Source organism: Pseudomonas sp. SMN5 (assembly GCF_052041925.1).
Taxonomy (GTDB): Bacteria; Pseudomonadota; Gammaproteobacteria; order Pseudomonadales; family Pseudomonadaceae; genus Aquipseudomonas.
Window position 1 is genome coordinate 181,052 of sequence record NZ_JBKGGX010000004.1, and the last position, 26,755, is coordinate 207,806.

General features: G+C 63.2%; 23 protein-coding genes. 15 read left to right on the forward strand and 8 right to left on the reverse strand.

What is annotated here, in order from left to right; genetic code table 11:
• The first annotated feature begins 7 nt into the window (after nucleotides 1-7).
• From ACLEJR_RS05785 to ACLEJR_RS05810, 6 genes are all read left to right on the forward strand, one after another.
• Nucleotides 8-1,372: an aspartate aminotransferase family protein gene (locus ACLEJR_RS05785; RefSeq protein ID WP_440812674.1), complete on the forward strand. Its 1,365-nt coding sequence runs from the start codon at nucleotides 8-10 to the stop codon at nucleotides 1,370-1,372.
• Nucleotides 1,373-1,553: 181 nt separating this feature from the next.
• Entirely contained in the window at nucleotides 1,554-2,666 is a 1,113-nt protein-coding gene (locus ACLEJR_RS05790) for a polyamine ABC transporter substrate-binding protein (RefSeq protein WP_440795938.1), read from the forward strand.
• Nucleotides 2,667-2,851: 185 nt separating this feature from the next.
• Nucleotides 2,852-3,949, forward strand: a complete 1,098-nt coding sequence (locus tag ACLEJR_RS05795; RefSeq protein WP_440795936.1) for a polyamine ABC transporter substrate-binding protein — start codon at nucleotides 2,852-2,854, stop codon at nucleotides 3,947-3,949.
• A 65-nt stretch (nucleotides 3,950-4,014) separates the two neighbouring features.
• On the forward strand, nucleotides 4,015-5,157 hold the full coding sequence (locus tag ACLEJR_RS05800) for an ABC transporter ATP-binding protein (RefSeq protein WP_440795934.1): 1,143 nt from the start codon (nucleotides 4,015-4,017) through the stop codon (nucleotides 5,155-5,157).
• A complete protein-coding gene (locus tag ACLEJR_RS05805) occupies nucleotides 5,154-6,074 on the forward strand; it encodes an ABC transporter permease subunit (RefSeq protein WP_440795932.1) in 921 nt (306 codons plus the stop codon). Before ACLEJR_RS05800 ends, ACLEJR_RS05805 begins: the two co-directional genes overlap by 4 nt.
• Nucleotides 6,071-6,958, forward strand: a complete 888-nt coding sequence (locus ACLEJR_RS05810) for an ABC transporter permease subunit (protein WP_440795930.1) — start codon at nucleotides 6,071-6,073, stop codon at nucleotides 6,956-6,958. Before ACLEJR_RS05805 ends, ACLEJR_RS05810 begins: the two co-directional genes overlap by 4 nt.
• Before the next feature lie 230 nt (nucleotides 6,959-7,188).
• On the opposite strand, the gene ACLEJR_RS05815 is transcribed toward ACLEJR_RS05810, so the two are convergent.
• Nucleotides 7,189-7,830, reverse strand: a complete 642-nt coding sequence (locus tag ACLEJR_RS05815; protein ID WP_440812809.1) for an HD domain-containing protein — start codon at nucleotides 7,828-7,830, stop codon at nucleotides 7,189-7,191.
• A 199-nt stretch (nucleotides 7,831-8,029) separates the two neighbouring features.
• On the opposite strand from ACLEJR_RS05815, the gene ACLEJR_RS05820 reads away from it, so the two are divergent.
• On the forward strand, nucleotides 8,030-8,995 hold the full coding sequence (locus ACLEJR_RS05820) for a GlxA family transcriptional regulator (RefSeq protein ID WP_440812676.1): 966 nt from the start codon (nucleotides 8,030-8,032) through the stop codon (nucleotides 8,993-8,995).
• A 4-nt stretch (nucleotides 8,996-8,999) separates the two neighbouring features.
• On the opposite strand, the gene ACLEJR_RS05825 is transcribed toward ACLEJR_RS05820, so the two are convergent.
• From ACLEJR_RS05825 to ACLEJR_RS05840, 4 genes are all read right to left on the reverse strand, one after another.
• Complete coding sequence (locus ACLEJR_RS05825) at nucleotides 9,000-9,341, reverse strand: carboxymuconolactone decarboxylase family protein (protein ID WP_024780471.1); 342 nt, start codon at nucleotides 9,339-9,341, stop codon at nucleotides 9,000-9,002.
• Between the two features lie 94 nt (nucleotides 9,342-9,435).
• The gene (locus ACLEJR_RS05830) at nucleotides 9,436-11,841 is read right to left on the reverse strand and encodes a penicillin acylase family protein (RefSeq protein WP_440812679.1); all 2,406 of its coding nucleotides are present in this window, start codon (nucleotides 11,839-11,841) and stop codon (nucleotides 9,436-9,438) included.
• A 347-nt stretch (nucleotides 11,842-12,188) separates the two neighbouring features.
• Nucleotides 12,189-14,303: a type III effector gene (locus ACLEJR_RS05835; protein WP_440812682.1), complete on the reverse strand. Its 2,115-nt coding sequence runs from the start codon at nucleotides 14,301-14,303 to the stop codon at nucleotides 12,189-12,191.
• An 11-nt stretch (nucleotides 14,304-14,314) separates the two neighbouring features.
• Nucleotides 14,315-14,803, reverse strand: a complete 489-nt coding sequence (locus ACLEJR_RS05840; protein WP_440812684.1) for a CesT family type III secretion system chaperone — start codon at nucleotides 14,801-14,803, stop codon at nucleotides 14,315-14,317.
• A 164-nt stretch (nucleotides 14,804-14,967) separates the two neighbouring features.
• On the opposite strand from ACLEJR_RS05840, the gene ACLEJR_RS05845 reads away from it, so the two are divergent.
• Nucleotides 14,968-16,092, forward strand: a complete 1,125-nt coding sequence (locus ACLEJR_RS05845) for a transglycosylase SLT domain-containing protein (protein ID WP_440812686.1) — start codon at nucleotides 14,968-14,970, stop codon at nucleotides 16,090-16,092.
• A 46-nt stretch (nucleotides 16,093-16,138) separates the two neighbouring features.
• On the opposite strand, the gene ACLEJR_RS05850 is transcribed toward ACLEJR_RS05845, so the two are convergent.
• Nucleotides 16,139-17,296 (reverse strand): serine hydrolase domain-containing protein, encoded by a 1,158-nt coding sequence (locus ACLEJR_RS05850; RefSeq protein WP_440812688.1) that lies wholly within the window; start codon nucleotides 17,294-17,296, stop codon nucleotides 16,139-16,141.
• Nucleotides 17,297-17,440: 144 nt separating this feature from the next.
• On the opposite strand from ACLEJR_RS05850, the gene ACLEJR_RS05855 reads away from it, so the two are divergent.
• Nucleotides 17,441-18,715, forward strand: a complete 1,275-nt coding sequence (locus ACLEJR_RS05855) for a cytochrome P450 family protein (RefSeq protein WP_440812691.1) — start codon at nucleotides 17,441-17,443, stop codon at nucleotides 18,713-18,715.
• A gap of 49 nt (nucleotides 18,716-18,764) precedes the next feature.
• On the opposite strand, the gene ACLEJR_RS05860 is transcribed toward ACLEJR_RS05855, so the two are convergent.
• Nucleotides 18,765-19,355 (reverse strand): N-acetyltransferase family protein, encoded by a 591-nt coding sequence (locus ACLEJR_RS05860; protein ID WP_440795913.1) that lies wholly within the window; start codon nucleotides 19,353-19,355, stop codon nucleotides 18,765-18,767.
• Nucleotides 19,352-19,888, reverse strand: a complete 537-nt coding sequence (locus tag ACLEJR_RS05865; protein WP_440795911.1) for an RNA polymerase sigma factor — start codon at nucleotides 19,886-19,888, stop codon at nucleotides 19,352-19,354. The genes ACLEJR_RS05860 and ACLEJR_RS05865 overlap by 4 nt, the downstream gene beginning before the upstream one ends.
• Nucleotides 19,889-20,195: 307 nt before the next feature.
• On the opposite strand from ACLEJR_RS05865, the gene sctW reads away from it, so the two are divergent.
• The 6 genes from sctW to ACLEJR_RS05895 all read left to right on the forward strand — a co-directional run bounded on the left by sctW (nucleotide 20,196) and on the right by ACLEJR_RS05895 (nucleotide 26,755).
• Entirely contained in the window at nucleotides 20,196-21,332 is a 1,137-nt protein-coding gene (gene sctW, locus ACLEJR_RS05870) for a type III secretion system gatekeeper subunit SctW (protein WP_440795909.1), read from the forward strand.
• Complete coding sequence (gene sctV, locus ACLEJR_RS05875) at nucleotides 21,329-23,416, forward strand: type III secretion system export apparatus subunit SctV (protein ID WP_440812693.1); 2,088 nt, start codon at nucleotides 21,329-21,331, stop codon at nucleotides 23,414-23,416. The genes sctW and sctV overlap by 4 nt, the downstream gene beginning before the upstream one ends.
• A 125-nt stretch (nucleotides 23,417-23,541) precedes the next feature.
• Entirely contained in the window at nucleotides 23,542-24,435 is an 894-nt protein-coding gene (locus tag ACLEJR_RS05880; protein WP_440795905.1) for an FHA domain-containing protein, read from the forward strand.
• Complete coding sequence (locus ACLEJR_RS05885) at nucleotides 24,435-25,793, forward strand: FliI/YscN family ATPase (RefSeq protein ID WP_440812810.1); 1,359 nt, start codon at nucleotides 24,435-24,437, stop codon at nucleotides 25,791-25,793. Before ACLEJR_RS05880 ends, ACLEJR_RS05885 begins: the two co-directional genes overlap by 1 nt.
• A complete protein-coding gene (locus ACLEJR_RS05890; RefSeq protein ID WP_440795904.1) occupies nucleotides 25,780-26,199 on the forward strand; it encodes a hypothetical protein in 420 nt (139 codons plus the stop codon). The genes ACLEJR_RS05885 and ACLEJR_RS05890 overlap by 14 nt, the downstream gene beginning before the upstream one ends.
• Nucleotides 26,192-26,755 carry a type III secretion protein gene (locus ACLEJR_RS05895; RefSeq protein WP_440812695.1) on the forward strand — a complete coding sequence of 188 codons (564 nt, stop codon included), beginning with the start codon at nucleotides 26,192-26,194 and terminating at the stop codon, nucleotides 26,753-26,755. The genes ACLEJR_RS05890 and ACLEJR_RS05895 overlap by 8 nt, the downstream gene beginning before the upstream one ends.

Below are 26,755 nucleotides of genomic sequence, written 5' to 3' on the forward strand. Positions count from 1 at the left end.
AATCGGCATGACCGGTAACAACCCGCAAACCCGTGAATGGCAAGCCCTGAGCAGCGATCACCACCTGGCGCCATTCAGTGATTTCAAGCAACTCAAGGAGAAAGGGCCGCGCATCATCACCCGCGCCAAGGGCGTCTATCTCTGGGACAGTGAAGGCAACCAGATCCTCGACGGCATGGCCGGTCTCTGGTGCGTGGCTGTCGGCTACGGTCGCGACGAACTGGCCGACGCCGCCAGTCAACAGATGCGCGAGCTGCCGTACTACAACCTGTTCTTCCAGACCGCTCACCCGCCAGCGCTGGAATTGTCCAAAGCCATCGCCGACATCGCCCCTGAAGGCATGAACCACGTGTTCTTCACCGGCTCCGGCTCCGAGGGCAACGACACCATGCTGCGCATGGTCCGCCACTACTGGGCGATCAAGGGCCAGCCGAACAAGAAAGTCATCATCAGCCGCAAGAATGGTTACCACGGTTCGACCGTGGCCGGCGCGAGCCTGGGCGGCATGACGTACATGCACGAACAGGGCGATCTGCCGATCCCGGGCATCGTCCATATCGCCCAGCCCTACTGGTTCGGCGAAGGCGGCAACATGAGCCCGGAAGAATTCGGCGTGTGGGCGGCCAACCAGTTGGAAGAAAAGATCCTGGAGGTCGGCGTGGACAACGTCGGAGCCTTCATCGCCGAGCCGATCCAGGGCGCGGGCGGGGTGATCGTGCCGCCGGAGAGTTACTGGCCGCGGGTCAAGGAGATCCTCGCCAAGTACGACATTCTGTTCGTAGCTGACGAAGTGATCTGCGGTTTCGGCCGTACCGGCGAGTGGTTCGGTACCGATTTCTACGATCTGAAACCGCACATGATGACCATCGCCAAGGGCCTGACCTCCGGTTACATCCCCATGGGCGGGCTGATCGTGCGTGATGATGTGGTCGCGGTGCTCAACGAAGGTGGCGACTTCAACCACGGCTTTACCTATTCCGGCCACCCGGTGGCGGCGGCGGTGGCCCTGGAAAACATCCGTATCCTGCGCGATGAGAAGATCATCGAGCGGGTCCACGACGAAACGGCACCCTATTTGCAAAAGCGTTTGCGGGAACTGAACGATCATCCGCTGGTGGGTGAAGTGCGCGGCGTCGGTTTGCTGGGGGCGATCGAGCTGGTCCAGGACAAGGCCACGCGCAAGCGCTACGAAGGCAAGGGCGTAGGCATGATTTGCCGGCAGTTCTGCTTCGATAACGGGCTGATCATGCGCGCGGTGGGCGACACCATGATCATTGCGCCGCCGCTGGTCATCAGCAAGGCCGAGATCGACGAACTGGTGAGCAAGGCGCGCAAGTGCCTGGACCTGACCCTCAGTGCATTGCAAAGCTAAGTGCTAGGCTCTGTGCGAGGCGCCTTCAAGGGCCTCGCCCGGTGTGAATAAAAGGCTGGGCTTGTTGAAAGCCTGCCCCGTAACTTGCCAGACTACCGTGCTGTTCAAGTTGCCCGCGAGCCGGCTACTGAACGTGGCGCTAAAAAGAATAACTGGAGCATTATTCATGAAGGCATTAGGCATGAACGCATTAGGTAAGAAGATAGCTGGCAAGACCCTCCTGGCCATGTCCCTGATGGGGGTGATGGCGGGGGCCGTCCAGGCAGAAGACAAAGTGCTGCACGTCTACAACTGGTCCGACTACATTGCGCCGGACACCGTCGCCAAGTTCGAGAAAGAGTCGGGGATCAAAGTGGTCTACGACGTGTTCGACAGCAACGAGACCCTGGAAGCCAAATTGCTGGCCGGCAAGTCCGGTTATGACATCGTGGTGCCGTCGAACAACTTCCTGGCCAAGCAGATCAAGGCCGGCGTCTACCAGCCGCTGGACAAGTCCAAGCTGCCGAACTGGAAGAACCTCGACACCGACCTGCTCAAGGCCGTTGGCGACGCCAGCGACAAGGGCAACCAGCATGCCTTCCCTTACATGTGGGGCACCATCGGCATCGGCTATAACCCGGAGAAGGTCAAGGCCGCGCTGGGCGTCGACAAGATCGATTCCTGGGACACCCTGCTCAAGCCGGAAAACATCGCCAAGCTCAAGGGCTGCGGCGTGAGCTTCCTCGATTCGCCGACCGAGATGATCCCGGTGGCGCTGCATTACCTGGGCTATCCGACCGACAGCCAGGACAAGAAACAACTGGCTGACGCCGAGGCGCTGTTCCTCAAGATCCGTCCTTCGATCGGCTATTTCCACTCGTCCAAGTACATTTCCGACCTGGCCAACGGCAACATCTGCGTGGCCGTGGGTTACTCGGGTGATATCGAGCAGTCCAAGTCCCGCGCTGCCGAAGCCGGTGGCAAGGTCAAAGTGGCCTACGCCATTCCGAAAGAAGGTGCCGGTTCGTTCTACGACATGGTCGCCATTCCCAAGGACGCCGAGAACGTCGATGCGGCCTACCAGTACATGAACTTCTTGCTGAAGCCGGAAATCATGGCCGAAATCACCAACAATGTCCGTTTCCCGAACGGCAACAAAGCCGCTACGGCGTTGGTGGACAAGGACATCTCAGGTGATTCGAACATCTACCCGACGGATGAAGTCAAAGCCAAACTCTATGCGATCAGCGACCTGCCGCCGGCAACACAGCGGATCCTGACCCGCAGCTGGACCAAGATCAAATCCGGTAAATAAGCCGGCCTGAAGCACTTTCCTGTTGTCGCGGTCATCGCGGCGGTGGCAACAGGAACACATTCAATAATAAAAGTTTTGCTGGATCGGTTTATCGAGGGTAAGTTGCGCGCCGGTTTTGTTGCAGGGCCCTTGATGGCCAGGTAACGGGGGGCAACTTGGGCCCGACTATATAAGAGGACCTCCACGTGCCAGTCTTTTCTTTGTTACGCAACGCCTTGCTGGTCGGCGCCGGCCTGACGCTCGCCGTCAGCGTCCAGGCTGCTTCCACCGTGCATATTTATAACTGGTCGGACTACATCGGCGAGACCACCCTGGCGGATTTCGAAAAAGCCACCGGTATCAAGCCGGTGTATGACGTGTTCGATTCCAACGAAACCCTGGAAGGCAAGCTGCTGGCCGGCCGTACCGGGTATGACGTGGTCGTGCCGTCCAACCACTTCCTGGGCAAGCAGATCAAGGCCGGGGCGTTCCAGAAGCTCGACAAGGCACAGTTGCCGAATTACGCCAACCTCGATCCTGCGCTCCTCAAGCGCCTGGAGCGCAACGACCCGGGTAATCAGTACGCTGTGCCTTACCTGTGGGGCACCAACGGCATCGGCTATAACGTCGAGAAGGTCAAGGCGGTGCTGGGTGTCGACAAGATCGACTCCTGGGCCATGCTGTTCGAGCCGCAAAACATCAAGAAGCTCTCCAGTTGCGGGGTGTCTTTCCTCGATTCGGGTGATGAAATGATCCCGGCGATGCTCAACTACCTGGGCTTGAACCCCAACAGCGAAGATCCTGAGGACTACAAGAAGGCCGAGGCCCAGTTGCTCAAGATCCGGCCCTACGTGACCTACTTCAATTCCTCCAAATACATTTCCGACCTGGCCAATGGCGAGATCTGCGTGGCCGCCGGCTTCTCCGGCGACATCTTCCAGGCCCGCTCGCGTGCCAGCGAAGCCGGCAAGGGCGTCGAGATCGCCTACGTGATCCCCAAGGAAGGCGGCAACCTCTGGTTCGACATGCTGGCGATCCCACGCGACGCCACCAACGTCAAGGAGGCCCACGCGTTCATCAACTATGTGCTCAAGCCTGAGGTGATCGCCCAGGTCAGTGACGTCGTCGGTTACGCCAACCCGAACCCCAAGGCCGGCGAGCTGATGGACCAAAAAGTGCGCACCGATGAAGCGGTCTATCCACCGCAGGCGGTGGTCGACAAGCTCTACGTCAATTCCGAGTTGCCGCCCAAGATCCAACGCCTGATGACCCGCAGCTGGACCAAGGTCAAGTCGGGCAAATAACGCTAAACGCATAACCAAGGTTCGTCCGCGTGGGGCGAACTGCAAATTCTGTGGGAGTTTCGTAAATGGCAGTTGCCTCCGGCGCCTATAAGAAAGCCCTCGAGGGCGACCAGACACCCAAGCAGGTGCTGGTCAAGATCGACCGGGTCACGAAGAAGTTCGACGAGACGATTGCCGTGGACGATGTGTCCCTGGAGATCAAGAAAGGCGAAATCTTCGCCTTGCTCGGCGGCTCGGGATCAGGCAAATCCACCTTGCTGCGGATGCTGGCGGGGTTCGAACGGCCCACGGAGGGGCGCATTTTCCTCGACGGTGTGGACATCACCGACATGCCGCCGTACGAGCGGCCGATCAACATGATGTTCCAGTCCTACGCGCTGTTCCCGCACATGACCGTGGCGCAGAACATCGCCTTCGGCCTGCAACAGGACAAGATCCCCAAGCCTGAGATCGAGGCCCGCGTCGCGGAAATGCTCAAGCTGGTGCAGATGAGCCAGTACGCCAAGCGCAAGCCGCACCAACTCTCCGGCGGCCAGCGCCAGCGTGTGGCCCTGGCCCGCTCCCTGGCCAAGCGGCCCAAGCTGTTGCTGCTCGATGAACCCATGGGCGCCCTGGACAAGAAGCTGCGCTCGCAGATGCAGCTGGAACTGGTGGAGATCATCGAGCGGGTCGGCGTGACCTGCGTGATGGTGACCCACGACCAGGAAGAGGCCATGACCATGGCCGAGCGCATCGCGATCATGCACCTGGGTTGGATCGCCCAGATCGGCAGCCCGATCGACATCTACGAGACCCCGACCAGTCGGCTGGTCTGCGAGTTCATCGGCAACGTCAACATCTTCGAGACCGAAGTGGTGGACGACGCCGAAGGGCACGCGGTGTTGACCTGCAAGGACCTGGATCGCGGGATCTACGTCGGCCACGGCATCAGCACTTCGGTGCAGGACAAGTCCGTGACCTACGCCATTCGCCCGGAAAAACTGTTGGTCACCGCCGAGCAGCCGACCTGCGATTACAACTGGTCCAGCGGCAAGGTCCATGACATTGCCTACCTGGGCGGCCACTCGGTGTTCTACGTCGAGCTGCCGAGCGGCAAGCTGGTGCAATCGTTCGTCGCCAACGCCGAACGCCGCGGCCAGCGGCCGACCTGGGGCGATCAGGTGTACGTCTGGTGGGAAGACGACAGCGGCGTGGTACTTCGCTCATGAACATGCGCAAATTCAAACGCCGACTCGACCGAATAACGCCCGGTGGCCGTCAACTGGTCATCGGGGTGCCTTTCATCTGGCTGTTCCTGTTCTTCATGCTGCCGTTCTTCATCGTGTTGAAGATCAGTTTCGCCGAAGCCGACGTCGCCATTCCGCCGTACACCGAGATCTACAGCTACGTCGACCAGAAGCTGCAAGTGCTGCTCAACTTCAGCAACTACGTGATGCTCAGCGACGATGAGCTGTACATTGCCGCCTACCTCGGTTCGCTGAAGATGGCGCTGATCAGCACCGTGCTGTGCCTGCTGATCGGTTACCCGATGGCCTACGGCATCGCCAACGCCCGTAAAGAGCTGCAGACGGTGCTGGTGCTGCTGATCATGATGCCGACCTGGACCGCGATCCTGATCCGCGTCTATGCGTGGATGGGCATTCTTAGCAACAACGGCCTGCTCAACGGCTTTTTGCTGAGCATGGGCTGGATCGACGAGCCGCTGCAAATCCTCAACACTAACCTGGCGGTCTATATCGGGGTCGTCTACTCGTACCTGCCGTTCATGATCCTGCCGCTGTACGCCAACCTGGTCAAACACGACCCCAGCTTGCTGGAGGCCGCGTCCGACCTGGGCTCGAGTACGTTCAACAGTTTCTGGAAAATCACCGTGCCGCTGTCCAAGAACGGCATAGTCGCAGGCTGCATGCTGGTGTTCATCCCGGTGGTGGGCGAGTTCGTGATCCCGGAACTGCTGGGCGGCCCGGAAACCCTGATGATCGGCAAAGTGCTGTGGCAGGAATTCTTCAACAACCGTGACTGGCCGGTGGCATCCGCCCTGGCGGTGGTGATGCTGGCGATCCTGATCGTGCCTATCATCCTGTTCAACCGCAGTCAGGCCAAGGAAATGGAGGGCAAGGAATGAAGCGCTTCAGTTTTTCAAGCCTGATGCTGGTGCTGGGTTTGCTGTTCATCTACGCGCCGATGCTGATTCTGGTGATCTATTCGTTCAACGCCTCGAAACTGGTGACGGTGTGGGGCGGCTGGTCGATCAAGTGGTACGTCGGCCTGCTGGACAACACTCAGTTGATGGGATCGGTGCTGCGCTCGCTGGAAATCGCCTGCTACACGGCGATTGCCGCGGTGGCCCTGGGTACGCTGGCGGCCTTCGTGCTGACCCGCATCACCCACTTCAAGGGCCGCACGCTGTTCGGCGGCCTGGTCACCGCGCCGTTGGTGATGCCGGAAGTGATCACCGGTCTGTCGCTGTTGCTGCTGTTCGTGGCGATGGCGCAGATGATCGGCTGGCCACAGGAGCGCGGCATCGTCACCATCTGGATCGCCCACACCACGTTCTGTGCGGCCTATGTGGCGGTGGTGGTCTCGGCGCGCCTGCGTGAGCTGGATCTGTCCATCGAAGAGGCGGCCATGGACCTGGGCGCGCGGCCATGGAAGGTGTTCTTCCTGATCACTATCCCGATGATCGCGCCGTCGCTGGCGGCGGGCGGCATGATGTCGTTCGCCTTGTCGCTGGATGACCTTGTGCTGGCGAGCTTCGTCTCCGGCCCTGGCTCGACCACGTTGCCGATGGAAGTGTTCTCGGCGGTACGCCTGGGGGTCAAGCCGGAAATCAACGCCGTGGCGAGCCTGATCCTGCTGGCCGTGTCCCTGGTGACCTTCCTGGTCTGGTACTTCAGCCGCCGCGCCGAAGAAAACCGCAAGCGCGCGATCCAGCAAGCCATCGAAGAAAGCGCTGCCGACTCCTGGAAACAACCCCAGGTACGCCGGCCGGAAACTGCGTCGGCCTAGCGGCCAGGCGGGGTCCATGTGGGAGCGAGCTTGCTCGCGATGACGGTGAGCCAGCCGATGAAGATATCGGATATGCCAACGCCATCGCGAGCAAGCTCGCTCCCACGGGGTTTTGTGTCGTTCACTGCATCGCAGTCCACCGCCGCCCCGCTGTGGGAGCGAGCTTGCTCGCGATAGCGGTGTGTCAGTCGATGAAGATGTCGACTGTGCGGCCGTCATCGCGAGCTGGGCTATGAATACCAAGGAGACGTGCGGATGATTTCTACAAAATTCATCGGCTTGAACCCCGGCTCCTGATCCACCAGTACATCGGTCTTCACATTGCCGAAGGTCGTCTGCGGGCGATGCCGCAAGCCATCGGCGAATGTGCAGATGATGCACTCCTTGAATCCCTCCCCACGCGGATGAGCGTGCACCACCGCTTCACGCTGCGCTTGCGGGAAGGCGGCATAGTCCATACCCAGCACATCCATTTCCACCCCAGCGGTCACCAAGGCGACGGTGGGGCGCAGGTGTTTCGGTATGCCCGGTGTGGTGTGCAGGGCGATGGACAGCCACACCTGTTCGATATCGTCATCGCTCAGCCCATAGGGTTTGAGAAACGCTGCGGCAGCATTCGCTCCGTCCACTTCAAAACGCTCATCATCGCTGCGATGGCCTTCCACCAGGCCTATGTCGTGGAACATCGCGCCGACGTACAGCAGCTCCGGGTTATAGGCCAACTGGCGGCGCTGGCCGCTCAAGGCCCCGAAAAGAAATACCCGGCGGGAGTGGTGATACAGCAGATCGGACTCAACGTCGCGGATGTACTCGGTGGTAGCGCGGGCAAGGGCGCTGTCGGGAATCTTGATGCCGGCGATGCTGCTCATGATGCTCTCCTCTTGACGATGCGCCAGGGCGGCGCCGAGGATTCAAGTCTGGAGGCCGGGATGCGCGCCAGCCATCGCTGCGTGGCTGCGATCCGTGCCAATAGGCCTCGATTTCGTGCCAAGTGACTTCCTGGTGGCGGATGGGCCAGGGTGCAAGTGTCGTAGGCTGTGATCCATTCAATTCGAAGGTAAGCGCGTATTCATGGAAAAAACCGTTGCGGTCGTGGTGTTCGCCGGCGTCCAGTCGCTGGATGTGAGCGGGCCCATGGACGTGTTTTGCGAGGCCAATCGGTTCCTGGCCCCAGAGGATCACTATCGGCTTGAAGTGATTGGGGTCGAGCCGGGAGCGGTGCCCTGTTCCAACGGTTTGTCGGTCAATGCCCATCGTCATTTCAGTGAGGCCACGCAGGCGTACGACCTGCTATTGGTAGCAGGCGGACCGCACCTGCCCTCCATGGATTTCGGCGCGGCGTTTGATGCCTGGCTGCGTGAGGCCTGCGCACGGGCGCTGCGCTTTGGCTCGATCTGCAATGGTGCGTTCATGCTCGCCCGGGCCGGTTTGCTGGAGCGGCGAACGGTCACTACCCATTGGGGCGATGCCGCAGAACTGGCGCAGCTGTGCCCCTCCACCCAGGTACAAGCAGATCGTCTATACATGCAGGACGGCGCGCTCTACACCTCGGCCGGGGTCACTGCCGGGATCGACCTGTCGCTGTTCCTGCTGGCACAGGATCATGGCCCGGACGTGGCTCTGAGTGTTGCCAGGCGACTGGTGGTGTTTACCCAGCGTTCGGGCGGGCAATCGCAGTTCAGTCCTTTTCTCGCGCCCCTCGTCGAGCCTTCGTCCGTCGTGGCTCGGGTCCAGGCCTATGTCCTGGCGAACCTGAATGGTGATTTGGGCATCACCGGCCTGGCCAATGCCGCGAACATGAGCCCGCGCAATTTCTCCCGGGTGTTCACCCGGGAGGCCAAGGTCACCCCGGCGGAGTTCGTCGAGCGCGCCCGGGTGGACGCGGCGCGGGTCATGCTGCAGAGCACCCGCGCGCCGCTCAAGACGGTGGCCTGGCAGAGCGGCTTTCGCGACGCCCAGCACATGCGCAACGTCTTCAATCGCAGGCTAAGGGTGACGCCGCAGCAGTTCAGGCTCAATTTTGCGGCGATGGTCTAGTCGCTCATTTCTTCAACGTGTCATGAGCCTCCAGCGCCCGCAGCGAGTAGATGTACGCCGCGCCAGCATTCAGCGAAACCGCGGTTGCCAGGGTGGCGGCGATTTCCTCGCGGGTGGCGCCAGCCTTGATGGCGGCGTCGGTATGCACGCCGATGCAGCCGTCGCAGCGAGTGGTGATGGCCACGGCGATGGAAATCAGTTCGCGGGTCTTGGCATCGAGCACGTTGTTTTCGGCGGCGGCTTCATCCAGGGCCATGTAGGCCTTGACCATTTTCGGGTTGCTTTTGCCCAGTGCGCCGAAGGCACTCTTGATGGTGGGCAGCAGTTCGGACCAGTTGTTGAACATCGCATTGACTCCTGTAATGAGAGGGCAGGGCATGGAGCCCTTGTAGTCTTGACCATCAGCGGTGATCAAGCGGTTTTCACGACGAAATGCAGCGCTACTGTGTGCTGGCCGGCAGCAGTTTCAGGGTCCCGTGAGTGTTCGCCGTCACTTCCACCTCGGCCAGGTGCGCCTGGTGATACACGCCTTCGATATAGGCCTCGGCCTGATCCTGATAATGTTTGTCGAACAGCACGCCACTCTGGCCGACCGGGTTGACGGTGACGCTGTGGGTCGGGTCTGCGAAGTCGATGATGCGTCGGGTGGACGGGCCATAGGTCACCGGCCACGGGGCCGGGCCGATCTTCGCCGATAGATTGTTGGGTACCTCATGGGTACCGGGGGCGGCAAACGGGCCGACGTTGAAGAGCCGGTCCAGCGGTTTCTGCATGCCTAACGGATGACCGTGGGTCAGGGTGTGCGCCTTGCCCCACCGCCATTGCGTGGCATCGTTACCGAAGGTCGCCTTCAGGTGCGCCAGGCTCTTGTTCCAGGCCGTTGCCACGATGTCGGCACGGGTTTCCGTGCCCAGCGTCGACCGGTCGTCCCACCACGGCGAATCCTTGGCGGCCGCCAAACGTGGAAGGGCGGCGTCGATCACTCGGGTCGACAGCGCGGTGTCGAAAAACCCATCGCCCAGTTCATCGTGCAGCGCTGCGTCGGCCAGGTTGAACAGGAACTGGTTGAACAGCGTGGCGCTGATGGAATCCACCGGGTAATCACCCGGCCATTGGGCCAGTTGCTCGACCCATTTGCGTTCCTGCGGGTCGCTGACGACCTCACGCAGCACCGGCAACAGCGGTGCGAGCAAGCGCGGACCGTAGGCAGTGGTGGTGCCCAGTTGCAGTTTTCGGGTGGTTTCGACGTCCCATTTCGCTTGTTTGTCGCTTAGCTGCAGGTTCAGTTGCTGACCACGGTCGGCAAGGTTGTAGTACCCGGGGATCTCGATGCCGCTGCTCGCCACCGGCTGGAAATTCGCCGAGATGATGTAGCCCCGGGTCGGGTTTTCTTCCTGCGGGTTGCTGCTGAACGGATAGAAACCCTCTTTGTCAGCCTCCGGACTGCTGCCGTCGAGGATGAAACCGGGCTTCACGCCCGCGGGCCGCTTGGGCAATTGCGCCGCAGCCCACCAACCGATATCGCCCTTGGCACTGGCCCATACGACATTCAGTCCGGGGGCGTGGATTCTGGATGACGCACCACGTGCCTTGGCCAGGGTGTCGGCACGGTTGAGCTGGTAAAACGCTTCGAGGATCGGGTTGCGGCTCTCCAGGAACCCCCACCACATGGCGACCGGCGTCTTGCCGGCATTCGCCCCGAGGACATCGTTGACGATCGGTCCATGGGGCGACTGGCGCAGCACCAGCGTCACCGGCGCCTGGCCCTTGACCGCGATCTGCTGTTCGCTGCGGGTCATGTCCACCCATTGGCCGCGATACCAGACCTGTTCGGGATTCTCCGGGTTGACCTTCTCGGCGATCAGGTCCAGGTCGTCATTCTGGAACATGGTGATGCTCCAGCCGAAATCCTTGTTCATGCCCAGCGTCGCAAAGGGCATCAACGCCTGGTAATGCCCATAGAGCTCGAAGCCCGGCGCCGACAGGTGCGCTTCGTACCATACCGAGGGCGCCGAAAAGCGGATGTGCGGATCGCCCGCCAACAACGGCTTGCCGCCATGAGTGCGGTTGCCGGAGACCGCCCAGGCATTGCTGCCTTCGAACTGCGGCAGGCCATGCCCGGCCAGGGCCTGCTCGCTCAGGCGGGCCAGGGCGTTGAGGTCTTTCCAGTCGCGGGCGGCCAGCGGCAGGCTGCTCCCGCGCTTCTCGGCCAGCGCCCCCTGGGGTTGCCAATCAAGATCGAAAATATCCAGGTAGTGGGCGCCCAGCAGGTCGCGCACGTAGGTCAGCAGCGGTTCGGTGCGAAAGGCCGCGGCAAAACTGTAGGCCATGTAACCGGTGATGCTCACCGTGTCTTCGGCAGTAAAGGGACGCTTGGGAATACCCAGCACATCGAATTCCAGCGGCCGGGTGTGGCTGTCCTGGTAGGCGTTGATGCCGTCCAGGTACGCCTGCATGGCGATCCACGCCGGCGACTGCCGGTCCTGCTCGGCCACATAGGTCGCGGCCCGCTCGCGGATGCGCAGGCTGCGCATCAGCTTGTCGGTGTCGAGCAGTTTGGGGCCCAGCACCTCGGCCAGTTCACCACGGGCGAGCCGGCGCAACACTTCCATCTGGAACAGCCGGTTCTGGGCATGGACGTAGCCAAGGGCACGGTACATATCGGTTTCGTTCTCGGCGCGGATATGCGGCACGCCGCGCTCGTCGTAGCGCACGGTCACCGAGCCATGCAAGCCTTGCAATTGCACGGTGCCCTGGCGGGTGGGCTGCTTGCTGTAGAGGTAGCCACCCGCGACGATGACAGCGGTGACGACCAGTGACAGAAGGGCGACGAGGGTGCGTTTCATGGTGATTCCTTATTCTGATGACAGCGGTCCATCGTCTCGCTGTTGATTCCCTGTTTAGCATAGGGCCGCTTCCCGGCGCATCGTCCATTGGAGGGATTTTCTCCAGACTGCCCGGTGGGCCGCTGTATAGGCGATGGAAAGTCTAGGGTGGCGACCGAATGGCCGATGCCAGGCATCGCAAGGCTATCGTTGATTGCGACAACGATCACGTCTGCCGTCGTCGAAGGGCAGGGGATTTGAGTCGGCGTGTGTCAGGAGGGCCGGCCGCAGGCGCGCCTGCGGCCGGTAAAAGGAGGGAATTTCAACCGTTGATCGTCGAGCCATCGAAGGATGGCCCGACGGTTTCATCAGCTTGGCCGTGTGGTCGGTGTCGGTTCGTTGGACGGTCCGCCCTGGGGTCGCGCTTCGCCTCGTTCGGCCAGCTCCATCGTGTCGCCAGTCGCCGTACTTTTAGGTCCTGTCCCCAAGCTCTTGACCCACTCGGTACCCAGGTTGAGCCCGGCGACCGTGGCTTGCGGAACCAGCTGAGAAGCACCACGCGTGCCGTGATAGATGTTTTCGCCTACGCGCCTCAAACCGGGGGGCTGGGTATGGGGCAGGGTGTCGCGATTTGCATTCGTGAGGTTCTGCCATGGAACGTTGGCGCGTGCAGTCAGGTCGTCCTTGCCGTCGTTCATCGCTTTATTTTCCAGCGGTGCCGCGACACTGTTGGCGAAGAACGGAAGCAGGGTCAGGCCCGAGGAGAAGAAGGTCGTGATGATCTGCTGCATTTTTTCCCGTGTCTCGGCATCTTCGCCTGGCGCGGCGGCGTCTCCCACTGCGGTGCGCATGACAATACCGCCTCCGACGCCAAAGATTCGATTCACATAGTCACTGATATTGGTCATGTTGGTCGGCAGCACTTTGCTTGATTCGGCCAATGCCTTGGGCAAGAGCTCTTTCCATTCGCGCGTTTCGTTTTTGACCCGATAGGTCGGGATCTTCTCGTCACCGTGGGTTTGAGAGTATTTGAACACGGCCTGGCCGCCGGCCATGAGCGTACCGCCGACAGCGGACGCCAGGCTGCGGGCGCCAATGCCCGAGGCGTTCACGCTGGTGAATTGGTTCAGGACTTCTCGTACCGCATGAGCCGCACCGAACGCGATGTAACCGGTGAAGTCGCCGCTGATGGTGCCAAAGTTATTGGCGTTTTGTTTGAGCAGGAAATCGGTACGCTTGTCTTCCTGCGTCTTGTCGAGCGCCGCGCGGTCAGGATTGGCGACCCGCCGCCCATTCACCGTCACCTGTTGCAGGGCCTTGGGGTACACCGCCAGCGGATCGACCTTCTCCAGGCCACTGCCGATGGTTTTATCGACGATGGTCTGGATGATGGGGCGGGCGCTGTCGCTGACCACTTTATGGGCGGCCCCCAGGACGGCCGAGGTACCCGCGGCGTGGGCTGCGAGGTGCGTACCGTCGAGCTTCTCGTCGATTGCTGCGGTGCTGGCACCGAAGTGAGCCGAGGAGGCGAAGCCTTGCGGGATGCCCGCATCGGCAAATACCGCCAGGCCCGTCCGGAATCCACTGTGGGTCTTGAGGTCAGCGACATAGTCCTGGCGACCGACGTTCTTGAGTGCCGTGTCCAGCACTTCGTTTTTCTTCGTCGCCGTTGTCAGTTCGCTGGGGTTGCCGTCCTTTTTGTCCACTAACGCTTCGAACTCCACCTGAACCTTGATCAGTTGGTCCAGTTCAGTGGTCGCCTGCTCTCGTTCAGCCTGGGGAAGACTGTCGTCGTTCATCGCGCTGCGGGCGTGCTCGATGCGGCTCCCCATAAAGGTATTCAAGCGATCGGGCAGCTGTTGCGTCATGGCTTGCATGACACCTTTGGCATAACCGCGGAAGGCATCATGGCTGCTTTGCAGATTCGTACGCTCATCCCCTTCCGGAACGCCTTCGATGGCTTCCTGACACAGTGAATGGTAGGCGCCGAGTGTATCGCCCACTCGCCCGCAGTGCTTGTCCCAGACGGCTTTGAAGCCGCCGCCTTCCTTGCGGTCTTTCTCGCTCATGCCCAGGTATTCGTTGAAGTCTTTGACGAACTCGGCGGTTTCTTCCTGGCCCGACAGCATCGGGTGGGGGGTGCCGCCCAGTTCGACCAGTTGCTTCTGTACGTCCTGATAGCTTGCATTTGGCGCAAAGCCCAAGATTTTACCTTCCAGGCTCATATGCTCACGGGCATAGCCGAGGGGATCGCTATCAGGGGTTTTCTTGCCGAGATTGTTGACCAGTACGGTCAGGCGCTGCTGCCGGGTCCTGAGGGTTTGCTGGGTGGCGTCGCTCGGTTTTCCTTCGAAGTGATAAGGCACCAGCGGCGTGGTGGAGGGGCGGACCTGCTCGGACAGGCTGTTTCTGATCGGCGTGATCCGATCGTCCTGGGCCAACGCCGCCGAACTTGTGCTTCGTCCTACGGATAAATCTGGCATGTCGTGCTCTCCTAGATTGACAGGGCGTTGTTGAGCCCGGTGCTACGGGGGTTGGATTTGCGCTGGGGAGCCTTGGCGGCGTCGTTCGGGCTGGTGCCGTCGAAGAAGTAACCTTCTCGCCAGATCAGCGCCATGTCGGCGATACCGCCCATCAGTCCCAGCAAGTGTTCGGCGGTGAGGTTTTCCAGGGGCACGTGGCCGATCAGGATCACCAGCTCGCTGTCGCGGTTGTAGGACAGGGACGGGCAGAACGGCCCGCTCAGCAGGTAGAGATTGGTTTCCAGCAGCCGTTGCAGGACGGCTTCGCGATTGGCGGTTGGCAGCGCTCCGAAGCTGGCGTAGATGAACACGTCGCCTTCGCCCACGCTGGGGGTGTGCTTGAGGGAAAAGTCGACCTCCTTCACCGACAGGTTCGCCTGTTCATAGAACGCGGACGGGGTGGGAATCATCGTGAGGGCACAGAGCTGATCGATCAGCTTGCAATAGGTGGGTGACGCCATGATTGACCTCGCATTGTCATCCAGGCGCGACGAGCGCCTGCTGCCCTCGTGAGTGACACCGGTGGCATTTCGGTTCCACGGGGCGCTGTCATGCCGCCCGGATGGGAACCGCCGGGCAGGGATCGGCCACCCATTGGCGCCACCTCATTCAAGGTTGACCGCCCATGTCCCGTTCACTTTCACGTTCGCCGGTCCTTCGCTTCGTCCCCCGGGGCCTGTCCATGTTGGTTGTGGGCTCCTTGCTGTACGGCTGCCAGCACCTCGAACCGCAGCTGACCATCGGCGACCCGTTCGCCAACGAGCCCTATCGGTCGCAGTTGCGCTGGCGCACGCCGGCCCCTACAGACACGATCGTTCAGATCGAAGAACTGTCTCCCCAAGGCGACGGCAGCCTATGGGCGCGTATGCGCCAGGGATTTTCGTTGCAGGCCAAGGCGCGCGGTGTGGCGCGCATCGACGAACAGCGCCGCTGGCTGATGGACCGCCCCGCGTTTCTCACCCAGACCGGGCGCGCCGGCAGCCGCTATCTGCATTTCATCGTCGGCGAGTTGAGCAAGCGCAACATGCCGCTGGAGCTGGCGCTGTTGCCGGCCATCGAGAGCGGCTTCAACCCGAACGCGCAATCGCCGGCCCAGGCCATGGGTCTGTGGCAGTTCGTCCCGGCCACGGGGCGCCGTTATCAGTTGCAGCAGCGCGCCGACTATGACGAGCGCCGCGATATTCCATCCTCCACCCGCGCCGCCCTGGATTACCTGTCTTATCTGCATGACTACTTCGACGGCGACTGGCTGCTGGCACTGGCCGCCTACAACGCCGGGGAAGGACGCGTGCGCGACGCCATCACGCGTAACCGGGCTCGCGGCCTAGCGACCAATTATTGGAACCTGTCGCTGCCCGGCGAGACCCAGAACTACGTGCCGCGGTTGCTGGCGCTGTCGCAGTTGGTCAATGCGCCGGCGGACTATGGCGTCGACCTGGTGCCCATCGCCGACCAGCCGTACTTCCAGATGCTCGCCCTGGCGCAGCCGGTGGACCTGGCGCACCTGGCGGTGTTGTCCGGTGTGCATGAGCGCGAGTTGCGCATGCTCAACCCGGCCGGGCGAGGGCGTGCCAGTGGGCGCTTGTTGATGCCCATGGCGGCCTCGCGCCGACTGAGCGCGCAGCCGGACATGATCGCCAGGGCAGCGCAGCCTCGGGTGCCAGGTAGTGAAGAGCCGCGAGTCGCCGTGCCTGAGTCCGATGTAGTGGGAACGCAGGTCGCGGAGGCCAACGTGCCGCCAGGGGCGTGAGCCAACGCTCGCCCCGTGGGGCGGGGCGCAGCGCTGGTCGGGGGAGCTACAAGCAGCTCGTCGCGACGTTGGCCAGGTGCCGGCCGCGCGGGTCCATCAGCACGTAGGAACCGATCGTATTGCACGCGAAGCCGAACGACACGCCGCGCTCCGGGTCGGCGAAACCGACGGTGCCGCCCGCACCCATGTGGCCGAACGCCTCGGCGCCCATGCCATAGCTGCCATTCGCCACGTTCGGCTGGTCGAGCATGATGCCCAGGCCGAAGCGCGCCGGCGTCTGGAGCGTCGGGTCGTATTCGGCACTGTGTTCACGCAGCATTTCATTGAGCAGCGGCGATTCCAGCAAGCGTCCGTCGAGCAGGCCGGCGTAGAACGTCGCCAGGCTGCGTGCGTTGCCGTGCCCATTGGCGGCCGGTTGGGTCATGCGCTTCCAGCCGGGTTCGTTGCTGCGCCCGAGCACCATCGGCGGGTTGGCGAAGGCCAGCGCACTCATCGCCGTCGGTGCGGTGAGCACGTCCTGGAGCACCCGCCCGAAGGCTTCGTCGTCGATCTCCTCCTTGGTCCGTGCCATGTAGGCACAGCGTGCCATGGTCGCGTCGTCCAGGCCCAGGTGGAAGTCCAGCCCCAGTGGCGCGGCCACCCGGCGACAAATGCTCTGGGCGGGAGGCAGGCCGTCTACCCGACGCAGCAGTTCGCCCAGGATCCAGCCGAACAGCAAGGGCGAATAGGTCTGCCGTTCGCCGGCGCCGGCCCAGGGCTGTTCCCCGGCAATCAGCTGCGCCATGGTGTCCCAGTCGTACAGCGTTTCCGGCGCCAACGGCGTGCGCAGCGCCGGTAGCCCGGCTCGGTGGCACAGCACCTGACGCAAGGTGATCGAGGCCTTGCCTGCATCGGCGAAGGCCGGCCAGTGCTGGCAGAGCGGGGCGTCCAGGTCCAGGCGGCCTTCGCCCACCAGTTGCATGATCGCCACCGCCGTGAAGGGCTTGGTGCAGGAGAACAGGTTGAGCAGGGTGTCGTGTTGCCAATGGCGATCCGGTTCGGGCCCGGCCATGCCGGCCCAGAGATCGATCACCGTGTCGCCGTCGATCTGCATGCACAGGGCGGCGCCGCGTTCGAAGGGGCTTTGCATCAGTTGGATGAAGGCCGCCCTGACCGGTTCGAAGCGAGGATCGCAATGGCCATGGACTACGGGTGTGCGCGTCATGTCAGCTCCAGAAAAGAGAAAAGGTCCCTCCTGAGTGAGCGCGGCGATGCAAACGGTTCAGCCGTTTGCCCAGGCGCCTGCTGATGGATCTTTTCTGCACGCCAGGCCACTCAGGGTCAACGATCCTGTTTCTGGAGCATGTCCATGGCGTACGAGCGTACCCTTGATTCCAACTGCGTCGATTCCAACCGCGTCGATACCAACTGGGTCGATCCCGACAGCCTCGATTTCAACAGCGATGCCTTTCGCCGCTTGGCTTACCAGCACTATGCGACGCTGCGCGAGGTCGCGCCGGTGTTTCTCAGCCAGCCGCAAGGGCAGTTGCCGATCTGGTACGTCACCGGGGTCCGGGAAGTCGAGACGGTGTTGTTGGACAGCGAGCGCTTCGCCCGTGACCCGGCCCGGATCAGCCCGCAGTTCGCGGCGATGATGGGCGGCGAGCAGTCCATCGCGTTTCTCAACGACCACATGCTTAACCGCGACGGCGAGCGCCACCGCCGCTTGCGTCGTCTGGTGAACAAGGCGTTCACGCTCAAGGCGGTCAATGCCATGCGCCCGCGCATTGAGCAGATCGCCGAGACGCTGCTGGACCAGGCCGGGCCGGGCGGGCACATGGACGTGGTGAGCCAGTACGCGTTTCCCTTGTCGATCATCGTCATCGCCGAATTGCTCGGCGTGCCCGCCCGGGATCGGGATGATTTCCGCCGCTGGTCCCACTTGATTGTCCAGCAGGTCGGGCACGATTTGAGCGAGTTGCAGCGTTGCTACAGCGAGTTCGCGACCTACATGCTGACCTTGATCGAGCAGCGCCGGGCGCAGCCGACCGACGACCTGGTGTCTGCGCTGGTGCAGGTCGAGGAAGAGGGCAACGTACTCAGCACCAGCGAGCTGTGCAGCATGATCGCGCTGCTCATCATCGCCGGGCACGAAACGGCGGCGTCGATGATCGGCAATGCGGTGTACCTGCTCGTGCAGCATCCCCAGGCGCTGATTCAACTGCGCGAAGAGCCGGGCCTGATGCCCAATGCCGTCGAGGAATTGCTGCGCTATGACTCGTCGGTGGAACGGGCCATGGTCCGCTTCGTGACCCAGGACACCGAGTTGGCGGGGCAACGCTTGCAGCGCGGGCAGTTATTGATGGCGGTGGTGGGGTCGGCCAACCGTGACGAAGCGCTGTGCCCTCATCCCGACACCCTGGACATCACCCGCCCGGCTTGCCCGCACCTGTCGTTCGGCAAAGGCACGCACCATTGCCTGGGGGCCTCGCTGGCGCGGCAGGAACTGGAAATCGCATTGAACACCTTGCTCAGGCGCTGTCCGGGGCTGCAACTGGCGGTGGCGCCCGAGGCCGTGCGCTGGCGTTATGTCCCCAACTTCAGGGGGCCGCAAGCCTTGCCGGTGCGCTGGTCGGTGGACTGACGATGGCAGGAAGGGCTCGCCCGACACGCTGGTTGGGCGAGCCGTGAGGTTACGCCAGCGCCACGTGCGCCTCCTGCACATGCGCGGTGGCGGGGGCCGAAACATCCGGTGTCAGGTGCAGCCCGTAGAGGACCACATCGGCCCGCGAGTCGGCGAACCGGGCAATGCCCGGAAACCGCCCCCATTGCGTCGCGCCCAAGCCTTGCACGCCGCGTTTGCTGGCCTCGTTATGCTCGATGATCCAGGCCACCAGCGTTTCGAAGCCATAGCGTCGGGCCAACACCACGGCGGCCTGGCCGAGGCGAATGCCGACGCCGCTGCCCACATGGTCGTGGCGCACATAGATCGACACCTCGCCGGTCAACCGGCAGGCCTGGGCGCCCCAACTGAAGCGGTTGACGATCAGCCAGGCGACCACTTCGCCTGCGCGTTCCAGCACGTAGATCGGGTCGCCTTCCTTGACGAAGCAGTCGACGAAGAACGTCATTTCCTTCAGGGAAAACGCTCTGAGCACAGGGGAACTGGTGCCCCCCAGAGCGCTTTCGTTGAAGATATCGGTCATTACCGGCAGGTCGTCGGGCGTGTAGCGACGTACCCCACGGGGCAGGTCGGATCGGCTGTTCAAGCGATTGGTGGTCATGATCGGGCTTCTCCATAAACGCTTCGCTTGAGTTGCTCGCGGGCGCGGAACAGGCGCGAACGCACGGTCCCGATGGGCACGCCCAGGCGTTCGGCGGCGTCGCGATAGCTGCTCTCGGTGTCCACGGCGGTCCACAAGGTCTCGCGCATGTCCTTGGGCAGCGCATCCATCGCCGACAGCGTGCGGTCCAGCAGCCGACGGTTGTCGCACAGCTCGCTGAGGTCGATGTCGTCACTGGATTCATGAAACTCGCTCTCATCGAACGTGCTCAGCGGCGGCTGTGCGTAGTAGCGGCGGAAATGGTTGCGGATCAGGTTCAGGGCAATCCCGCAGAGCCAGGTGTCCGGCTTGGCCAGTCCTTTGAATTTCTCCTGGTTACGCCAGGCTTCCAGATAGGTGAGTTGGATGAGGTCGTCGGCGTCGTCCTGGTTGAGTACACGTTTTTGTACGAACAGACGCAGTTTGCGCTCCTCGCCGAATGTCATGCCTGGCGAGGAGGTTTTCGGGGGTGACACGAGGTTCAGACTGCTCATCAATGAATCCCTCTGAAAAGATGCTTAGCGTCGATCGGATGTCGACAACCCCTATCAGCAGGACCTGTGCCAAACCATTTCTAATGCCTATCTCATTGAAAATTATAGTTTTTCAATTAGAGCGGTGACTCTATCTGTGCAGGCCCGTGCACAGCCGACCCGGGCGCCACTGCAATAATTTGCACCGCCTGGCCCGGTGTAAAAGCGCGATGCCGCGACCTTTTGGAGACGTCGAAAAAGAGCTTGTGAAGGGATGGAACCGAAGAGCGGACCGCAGCCACCCATTGAGCGTCCGAAACCACGCCTCATGGTCATCATGAAAGTAGAAGCACCGACAAACATGCGCATTGCCGTCAATCTCGCCCAGGCCGCCTCGGCGTTGGGGAGCGTGGGCAAGCCTGTCGAAACGCAACAGGCCGTGCAGTCCAATTCGATGGAAGAAGTGGGCATGACCTTCAGCCATCACGTGGAGCGCAACAGCAAGGCCTTGAGCCAGCGACGCATTCGTAACGCGCGCAGCGAGGTCGGCCAGACGCGAGTCGAGACGCGTGAGCGATTGGAAGAGTGGTACGACCAACTCGGTCATCCCGGCAAGCAAAGCCTGAGTGCGATGGCGGCCCAGGCCGGGACCTTGCTCTACAGCCAGCCGGCGCTCGAGGACGTGGTGCACGCCACCGGTGGGGACCCGGCCCGTACCGACCTGATCCTGCAAGAAGTGTTGCGCGAGGCCGAATCCCAGGGTCGGCAGGTCGAAGCCAAGCGGGCCCGTGATTACCTGCAATTGTTGCGCGAACAGTATGGCGCGCAGATCCAGGCCGGTATGAACATCGCCGAGGCGCTGCGCGCGGCAGGCGGTGATCCGCAGCTGCGCCAGGCGGTGCGTCGCCTCTACTACGACACCGTGGTGCTCAAGCAGTCGCTGCCGACCATGATGCAGGCGCTGCTCGGCCTGTTCGGCGAGGCCGCGTTCGTGTCGGGGCTGGACATGATGCGCCGGGCCCTGGCAGACGACATCGCCGCACAGACCCCGTCGAGCCCTACCGCCAAGCTGCGTGCGCTGCTGATCGGCCTGGCTGCTTCGACCCAGCTCAGCAGCGTGCTGCATAGCTGTCGGCAGTTGCTGGAGCAGTTGGCCGGCAGTTGCCCGACCAGCCAGCTCACTGCGGTGCTGTTGCTCCAGCGCATGCTCGGGGTGGCGGCCAGTGGTTTGTCGGCGGCCGAAGTGCGCCGCATCGGACGTGAACTCGGCGGCGACGAGGAGCGCGACCAACTGGTTTCCCTGAACGGTCTGTATTCGATGCTCAAGCGTTTGCCGCTGGCGCTCTGGCGCGATGGCAAGAGCCGGCAGAGTGCGTTGAAAAATCTGCTGGTGCTGCTGGATGAGCGCTCCCGTGGCGAGATTCGCGGGCAGACCGGCGCACCGATCATAGGAGTGCACGCATGATCGCCCTGTTGAACAAAGTCGCCGGCGCAGCGGTGCGGCGCATTGAGGTGGCCGGCGCGTTCGTGGTGCTGGGCATCGTGTTCATGTTGATCCTGCCGCTGCCGACCTCGGTGGTCGATGCGCTGATCGCGGTCAACATCTGCATTTCCTGCCTGCTGATCGTGCTCTCGCTGTATCTGCCTCGTCCGTTGGCCTTTTCTTCGTTCCCGGCGGTGTTGCTGCTGACCACGCTGTTCCGGCTGGCGCTGTCGGTGGCGACCACTCGGTTGATCCTGCTCCAAGGCGATGCCGGGCATATCGTCCAGGCGTTCGGCAACTTTGTGGTCGGCGGCAACCTGGCCGTCGGGTTGGTCATCTTCATGATCCTGACGGTGGTCAACTTCCTGGTGATCACCAAGGGCTCCGAGCGTGTCGCCGAGGTGGCGGCGCGCTTCACCCTGGACGCGCTGCCGGGCAAGCAGATGTCCATCGACAGTGATTTGCGTGCCAACCTGATCGATGTCAGCGAAGCCCGTCGCCGTCGCGAAGAGCTGAACAAGGAAAGCCAATTGTTCGGGGCGATGGACGGGGCGATGAAGTTCGTCAAGGGCGACGCCATCGCCGGTTTGGTGATCGTCGTGATCAACCTCATCGGTGGTTTCTCGGTGGGCATGATGCAGCACGACATGGGCGCCTCCGAATCGATGCACTTGTATTCCGTACTGACCATCGGCGACGGTCTCATTGCGCAAATTCCTGCACTGCTGATTTCCCTTACCGCTGGCATGATCATTACGCGGGTATCCCCGGAAGGGCAGCCGGCCGGAAGCAGCGTCGGCAAGGAAATCGCCAGCCAGTTGACCGCCGAACCCAAGGCCTGGGTGATCGCCTCGGTGGGGATGCTGGGCTTCGCCGCGCTGCCCGGTATGCCGACGTTGGTGTTCATCGTCATCGCCCTGATCACCGGCACGGCCGGGATCGTCCAGTTGTATGCCCGCGCACGGCAGACACGGCAAGGCGATCAGGCACCGACGGCGTTGTCCCCCGAACAGAACGGTGCGGAAGACCTGCGCAGCTTCGACCCGACCCGCGCCTATCTCTTGCAGTTTTCCAAGGCGATGCAGGGACACCCGGCCACCGAAGACGCCATCCAGACCATCCGCAAGAAGCGCAACGGGCTGGTGGCCGGCTTTGGCCTGACATTGCCGCCCTTTGAAATCGAATACAGCACGCTGCTCGAAGACGACGAATGTCGCTTCTGTGTGCATGAGGTGCCGATGTTGCGCGCCACCTTCGGCGAGCGTGTGGCGATGGCGCGCGGGCCCTTGCCTTTCGAACCGCGCGAGGCGCAGGTCGGCAGCGAGGTGCGTGACGAGCAACAGTGGTTGTGGCTGTTGCCAGACGACCCGCTGCTGGCGGACGAGCGGGTGGAGGCGGTGTCCGCCACCGAGCTGCTGGTGGAGCGCATGAGCCGTGCGATGTTCGCCACCGGTCCCCAGTTCCTTGGCCTGCAGGAAAGCAAGTCGATCCTCAGTTGGCTCGAAGCCGGCCAGCCAGAGCTTGTGCAGGAGTTGCAGCGGACCATGCCGTTGGCGCGGTTCGCGGCGGTGCTGCAACGCCTGGCCGGGGAAGGGGTCCCGCTGCGGGCGGTGCGGTTGATCGCCGAGTCGTTGATCGAGCACGGGCAGCACGAACGGGACGTCGGCGCCCTGACTGACTACGCACGCATCGCCCTGAAGTCGCAGATTTATCACCAGTACCGCGACGCCGAGGGTTTGCATGCCTGGCTGCTGACTCCGGAGACCGAAACGCTGCTGCGCGATGCGCTGCGCCAGACCCAGACGGAAACCTTCTTTGCCCTGGAAAGCGGGCACACCCGAGCGCTGGTCTTGCAGTTGCGCGAAGGCTTTCCGCTGCGTGCCAAGCGCGTGGCGGTGCTGTTGGTGGCCCAGGATCTGCGCGCACCGTTGCGCGATCTGTTGCGCGACGAGTTCAACCACGTGCCGGTGCTCGCCTATAGCGAGTTGAACAGCAACGCCCAGGTCAACGTGCTGGGCCGCTTCGATCTCGAGCAGGAACAACTGCGGGTAGAGGCTGCCGCCTGAGCACAGCCGGCTTCGGCGGCGTGGCGGGGCGCTTGCACGCATTGCACATAACACGGGTGGGAGCCTGCGGGTGTCCCGCCCACGACAGGTGAGGGCGAACGATGTCGCCCCTTGAGGAGTTGGCCATGTTCGAGTTGCGGGTATTGAGTGGTCTGCACCGGGGTGCGGCCTTGCCATTGGTGGGCGATGAGTGGGTCGTCGGGGCGGCGGAGGATGCTGACCTGGCGCTCTACGATCCAGGCATCTGCGCCCGGCACGTACGCCTGGGCCGGATCGAAGAACAGTGGCGACTGGAGCTGCTGGATGGCGCGGTATGCGATGCACAGGGCCAACCCTGGGCGCCAACGGAGCCGTTGGCGATCAACGCGCCTTTTGTCGTCGCCGGTATCTGGCTGTGCCTCGCACCGGCCGACCAGCCGTGGCCGCAGGAGGCGACGCTGCAAAACCCTGCGTCTGCGACAGGCGGCCCGGACAATCCGAAATCGGCGGCCCGACCGTCGTGGCCCAGGCGCCTGGCCATTGCTGCCGCCGTGATCACCGTGGCGTCCAGTGCCTGGGCCTTTACCAGCCAGCCGGCGCAGCCCGTGGCGCCCGGCCCGGCCCAGGCGCTCAAGCGCAGCAAGGTGACGCTGGATAATGTCGCGGCGGTGCGCCTGGAGCTGGATCGCATGCTGCAGGAGCGTGACCTGGCGGCGCAGGTGCAAGTCGAGTCCCGAGACGATCGCCTGGCGCTGGTGGGCGAGCTGCCGCGCCAGCGCCTGGCGGTGGTCGAGCGCCTGGTCGAACGTTTCAACGAACGCTACGAAACCCCGGTCCCGGTCACCGCCAACGTGCAGGAACGTTTGACGCAGTTGCCGTTCCAGATTGCCCAGATCGTCGGTGGCAAGCGCGGCCATGTCGTTACGTCCGACGGCCGTCGGTTGTTTCTCGGCGATCAGATCGATGGCTTGCGCCTGACTGCTATCGGCAACGACAAAGTGACCTTCGAGGGTGATCAGCGCTACGAGGTCACCTGGTGATGACCCATGCGGCGGCTGCACGCCTGCAAGCCTGGGAAAGCACCCAGCGAGCGCGTCTGCAGCGGTTCGCGCCGGTCGCGGTGCGCGGACGGGTGCAACGGGTCAATGGCATCCTGTTGCAATGCCGGCTGCCTGGGGCGCAGATCGGCGATCTCTGCCGCGTCGAGCGCGATGGGCGCGAGCCATTGCTCGCCGAGATCGTCGGCTTCGACCAGCACGATGCCTTACTCAGTGCGTTGGGTGGCCTGGAAGGCGTGCGCGTCGGTGCCACCGTGGAACCGTTGGGCATGCCGCATCGGGTGCACGTGGGGCCACAGTTGCTCGGCCAGGTGCTGGACGGGTTCGGTCGGCCGCTGGTGGACGGCGGCGTCGGTGCGTTTGCCGATGCGTCCGTGGCGAACGCTTCGGTGGTGATTGGCGAAGCCCCGCCACCCACCGCCCGGCCCCGCATCCAGCATGCCCTGACCACCGGCGTACGGGCCATCGACGGGCCCCTGACCCTCGGCGAAGGCCAGCGCGTGGGGTTGTTCGCCGGTGCCGGTTGCGGCAAGACCACGCTGCTGGCGGAGATCGCCCGCAACGTCGATTGCGACGTGATCGTGTTCGGCCTGATTGGCGAGCGTGGACGCGAACTGCGCGAGTTCCTCGACCACGAACTCGACGACGAACTCCGGGCCCGTGCGGTGCTGGTGTGCGCCACGTCCGACCGCTCCAGCATGGAGCGCGCCCGCGCAGCCTTCACCGCGACGGCACTGGCCGAAGGCTTTCGGGCCGACGGCCAGCGCGTCCTGTTGCTGATCGATTCGCTGACCCGCTTTGCCCGGGCCCAGCGTGAAATCGGCCTGGCCGCCGGTGAGCCGTTGGGGCGCGGCGGCCTGCCGCCGTCGGTCTACAGCCTGCTGCCGCGCCTGGTCGAACGCGCCGGGCTGACCCACGATGGCGCCATCACCGCGTTGTACACCGTGCTGATCGAGCAGGACTCAATGAACGATCCGGTGGCCGACGAAGTGCGCTCGTTGCTCGACGGCCACATCGTCCTGTCGCGCAAGCTGGCCGAGCGCGGGCACTACCCGGCCATCGACGTGCTGGCGAGCCTGTCGCGGACCCTGGCCAATGTGGCCGAGGCGGAACACCTGCGGGCGGGCGTCAACCTGCGTCGGTTGTTGTCGGCCTACGACCAGATCGAACTGATGCTGCGCCTGGGCGAGTACCAGGCCGGCGCTGATCCGCTGACCGACCTGGCCGTGGAGTCACGCGGGGCGCTGGACGGGTTCCTGCGCCAGGACCTGCGCGAGCCGGAGCCAATGCCGTCGACCCTCGCCCACCTGCAACAGTTGACCGCCTATGTCCCAGGCTGATCTGGATGCCCTGGCGCCGGTGCGTCGTCACCGTGAAGCGCAGGCCGAGCGGGCGTGGCGCCAGGCCCGTGACTTGCTGCGTGAACGCGAAGCCGAGGCGGCAGCCGCACGGGCGCAATTGCAGGCGGCCAGCGAGCGCCAGGCAGTGCAACGCGCGGCCCTGTGCGACGAACACCGGGGGCGAGCGCTGAGCGTGGTCGAGCTGAATGCCTGGAGTACCCAGGAACGCCGTCTGATGGGCGAGCTGGCCGAGCAAGCCCAGGGCTTGCAGGCGCTGGACGCGGCCCAGGCCCGCCAGGCACAGGACACGGAAGCGGCACAGCAGCGCCTGCGCGGACGTCGCCGCGACCTGGAAAAGCTCAAGGCGTTGATGGAGCGCCTGGCGCAGGAGTCTTGCGATGAATGAACGTCCCGTACGCCATGAACCGTTACCTCGGCACGAGCCGCCGAGCCCGTTGGTTCGCCACCCGCTGCGTGGGTACGAACCACCACCGGCCCAGGCGAGCCGGACGACACGCTCGGTGCTGCGCGATTGCACGCCCGCCACTGATCGCGATCCGGAGGCCATGGTCGGTCGCAGCGACGGCTACTGGTTCCGCCAGTGGGTCGATGCGCCGGAGGGCGGCTTACAGCAGGACACCGCCGGAGCTGGATCGCTGTCGGGCCTGGTGGGCCTGGAGGGCAGCGATGTGGAGGCGTTTGTCGATCAGCTCACGCCACGCTTGTGTGCCACTCAGGACCGGCAATTGGACCTGTTGCTGCACCTGCCGCACCTGGGGCGAATCAAGGTGCTGGCACGGCGACTGGACAGTAGTCCCGGTTGGGACATCGGCCTGAGTGGCGAAAGCGATGAAGTACAGGCACGCCTGTCGAGCCGAAGCGGCCAACTTGAGGACGCCTTGACGCAAAGCCTGGGACAACCGGTCAGCGTGCACGTGGCACGCGTAGAGGAGGACGACTGA

Bases quoted from the DNA above. Each gene is read 5' to 3' on its own strand.
- ACLEJR_RS05810 (WP_440795930.1), top strand. From the start codon at position 6,071: ATGAAGCGCTTCAGTTTTTCAAGCCTGATGCTGGTGCTGGGTTTGCTG.
- ACLEJR_RS05880 (WP_440795905.1), top strand. From the start codon at position 23,542: ATGTTCGAGTTGCGGGTATTGAGTGGTCTGCACCGGGGTGCGGCCTTG.
- ACLEJR_RS05825 (WP_024780471.1), bottom strand. From the start codon at position 9,341: ATGTTCAACAACTGGTCCGAACTGCTGCCCACCATCAAGAGTGCCTTC.
- ACLEJR_RS05865 (WP_440795911.1), bottom strand. From the start codon at position 19,888: ATGAGCAGTCTGAACCTCGTGTCACCCCCGAAAACCTCCTCGCCAGGC.
- sctV (WP_440812693.1), top strand. From the start codon at position 21,329: ATGATCGCCCTGTTGAACAAAGTCGCCGGCGCAGCGGTGCGGCGCATT.
- ACLEJR_RS05850 (WP_440812688.1), bottom strand. From the start codon at position 17,296: ATGACGCGCACACCCGTAGTCCATGGCCATTGCGATCCTCGCTTCGAA.
- ACLEJR_RS05830 (WP_440812679.1), bottom strand. From the start codon at position 11,841: ATGAAACGCACCCTCGTCGCCCTTCTGTCACTGGTCGTCACCGCTGTC.
- ACLEJR_RS05840 (WP_440812684.1), bottom strand. From the start codon at position 14,803: ATGGCGTCACCCACCTATTGCAAGCTGATCGATCAGCTCTGTGCCCTC.
- ACLEJR_RS05890 (WP_440795904.1), top strand. From the start codon at position 25,780: ATGTCCCAGGCTGATCTGGATGCCCTGGCGCCGGTGCGTCGTCACCGT.
- ACLEJR_RS05835 (WP_440812682.1), bottom strand. From the start codon at position 14,303: ATGCCAGATTTATCCGTAGGACGAAGCACAAGTTCGGCGGCGTTGGCC.
- ACLEJR_RS05895 (WP_440812695.1), top strand. From the start codon at position 26,192: ATGAATGAACGTCCCGTACGCCATGAACCGTTACCTCGGCACGAGCCG.
- ACLEJR_RS05885 (WP_440812810.1), top strand. From the start codon at position 24,435: ATGACCCATGCGGCGGCTGCACGCCTGCAAGCCTGGGAAAGCACCCAG.
- ACLEJR_RS05845 (WP_440812686.1), top strand. From the start codon at position 14,968: ATGTCCCGTTCACTTTCACGTTCGCCGGTCCTTCGCTTCGTCCCCCGG.
- ACLEJR_RS05820 (WP_440812676.1), top strand. From the start codon at position 8,030: ATGGAAAAAACCGTTGCGGTCGTGGTGTTCGCCGGCGTCCAGTCGCTG.
- ACLEJR_RS05800 (WP_440795934.1), top strand. From the start codon at position 4,015: ATGGCAGTTGCCTCCGGCGCCTATAAGAAAGCCCTCGAGGGCGACCAG.
- ACLEJR_RS05805 (WP_440795932.1), top strand. From the start codon at position 5,154: ATGAACATGCGCAAATTCAAACGCCGACTCGACCGAATAACGCCCGGT.
- sctW (WP_440795909.1), top strand. From the start codon at position 20,196: ATGGTCATCATGAAAGTAGAAGCACCGACAAACATGCGCATTGCCGTC.
- ACLEJR_RS05860 (WP_440795913.1), bottom strand. From the start codon at position 19,355: ATGACCACCAATCGCTTGAACAGCCGATCCGACCTGCCCCGTGGGGTA.
- ACLEJR_RS05790 (WP_440795938.1), top strand. From the start codon at position 1,554: ATGAACGCATTAGGTAAGAAGATAGCTGGCAAGACCCTCCTGGCCATG.
- ACLEJR_RS05855 (WP_440812691.1), top strand. From the start codon at position 17,441: ATGGCGTACGAGCGTACCCTTGATTCCAACTGCGTCGATTCCAACCGC.
- ACLEJR_RS05785 (WP_440812674.1), top strand. From the start codon at position 8: ATGACCGGTAACAACCCGCAAACCCGTGAATGGCAAGCCCTGAGCAGC.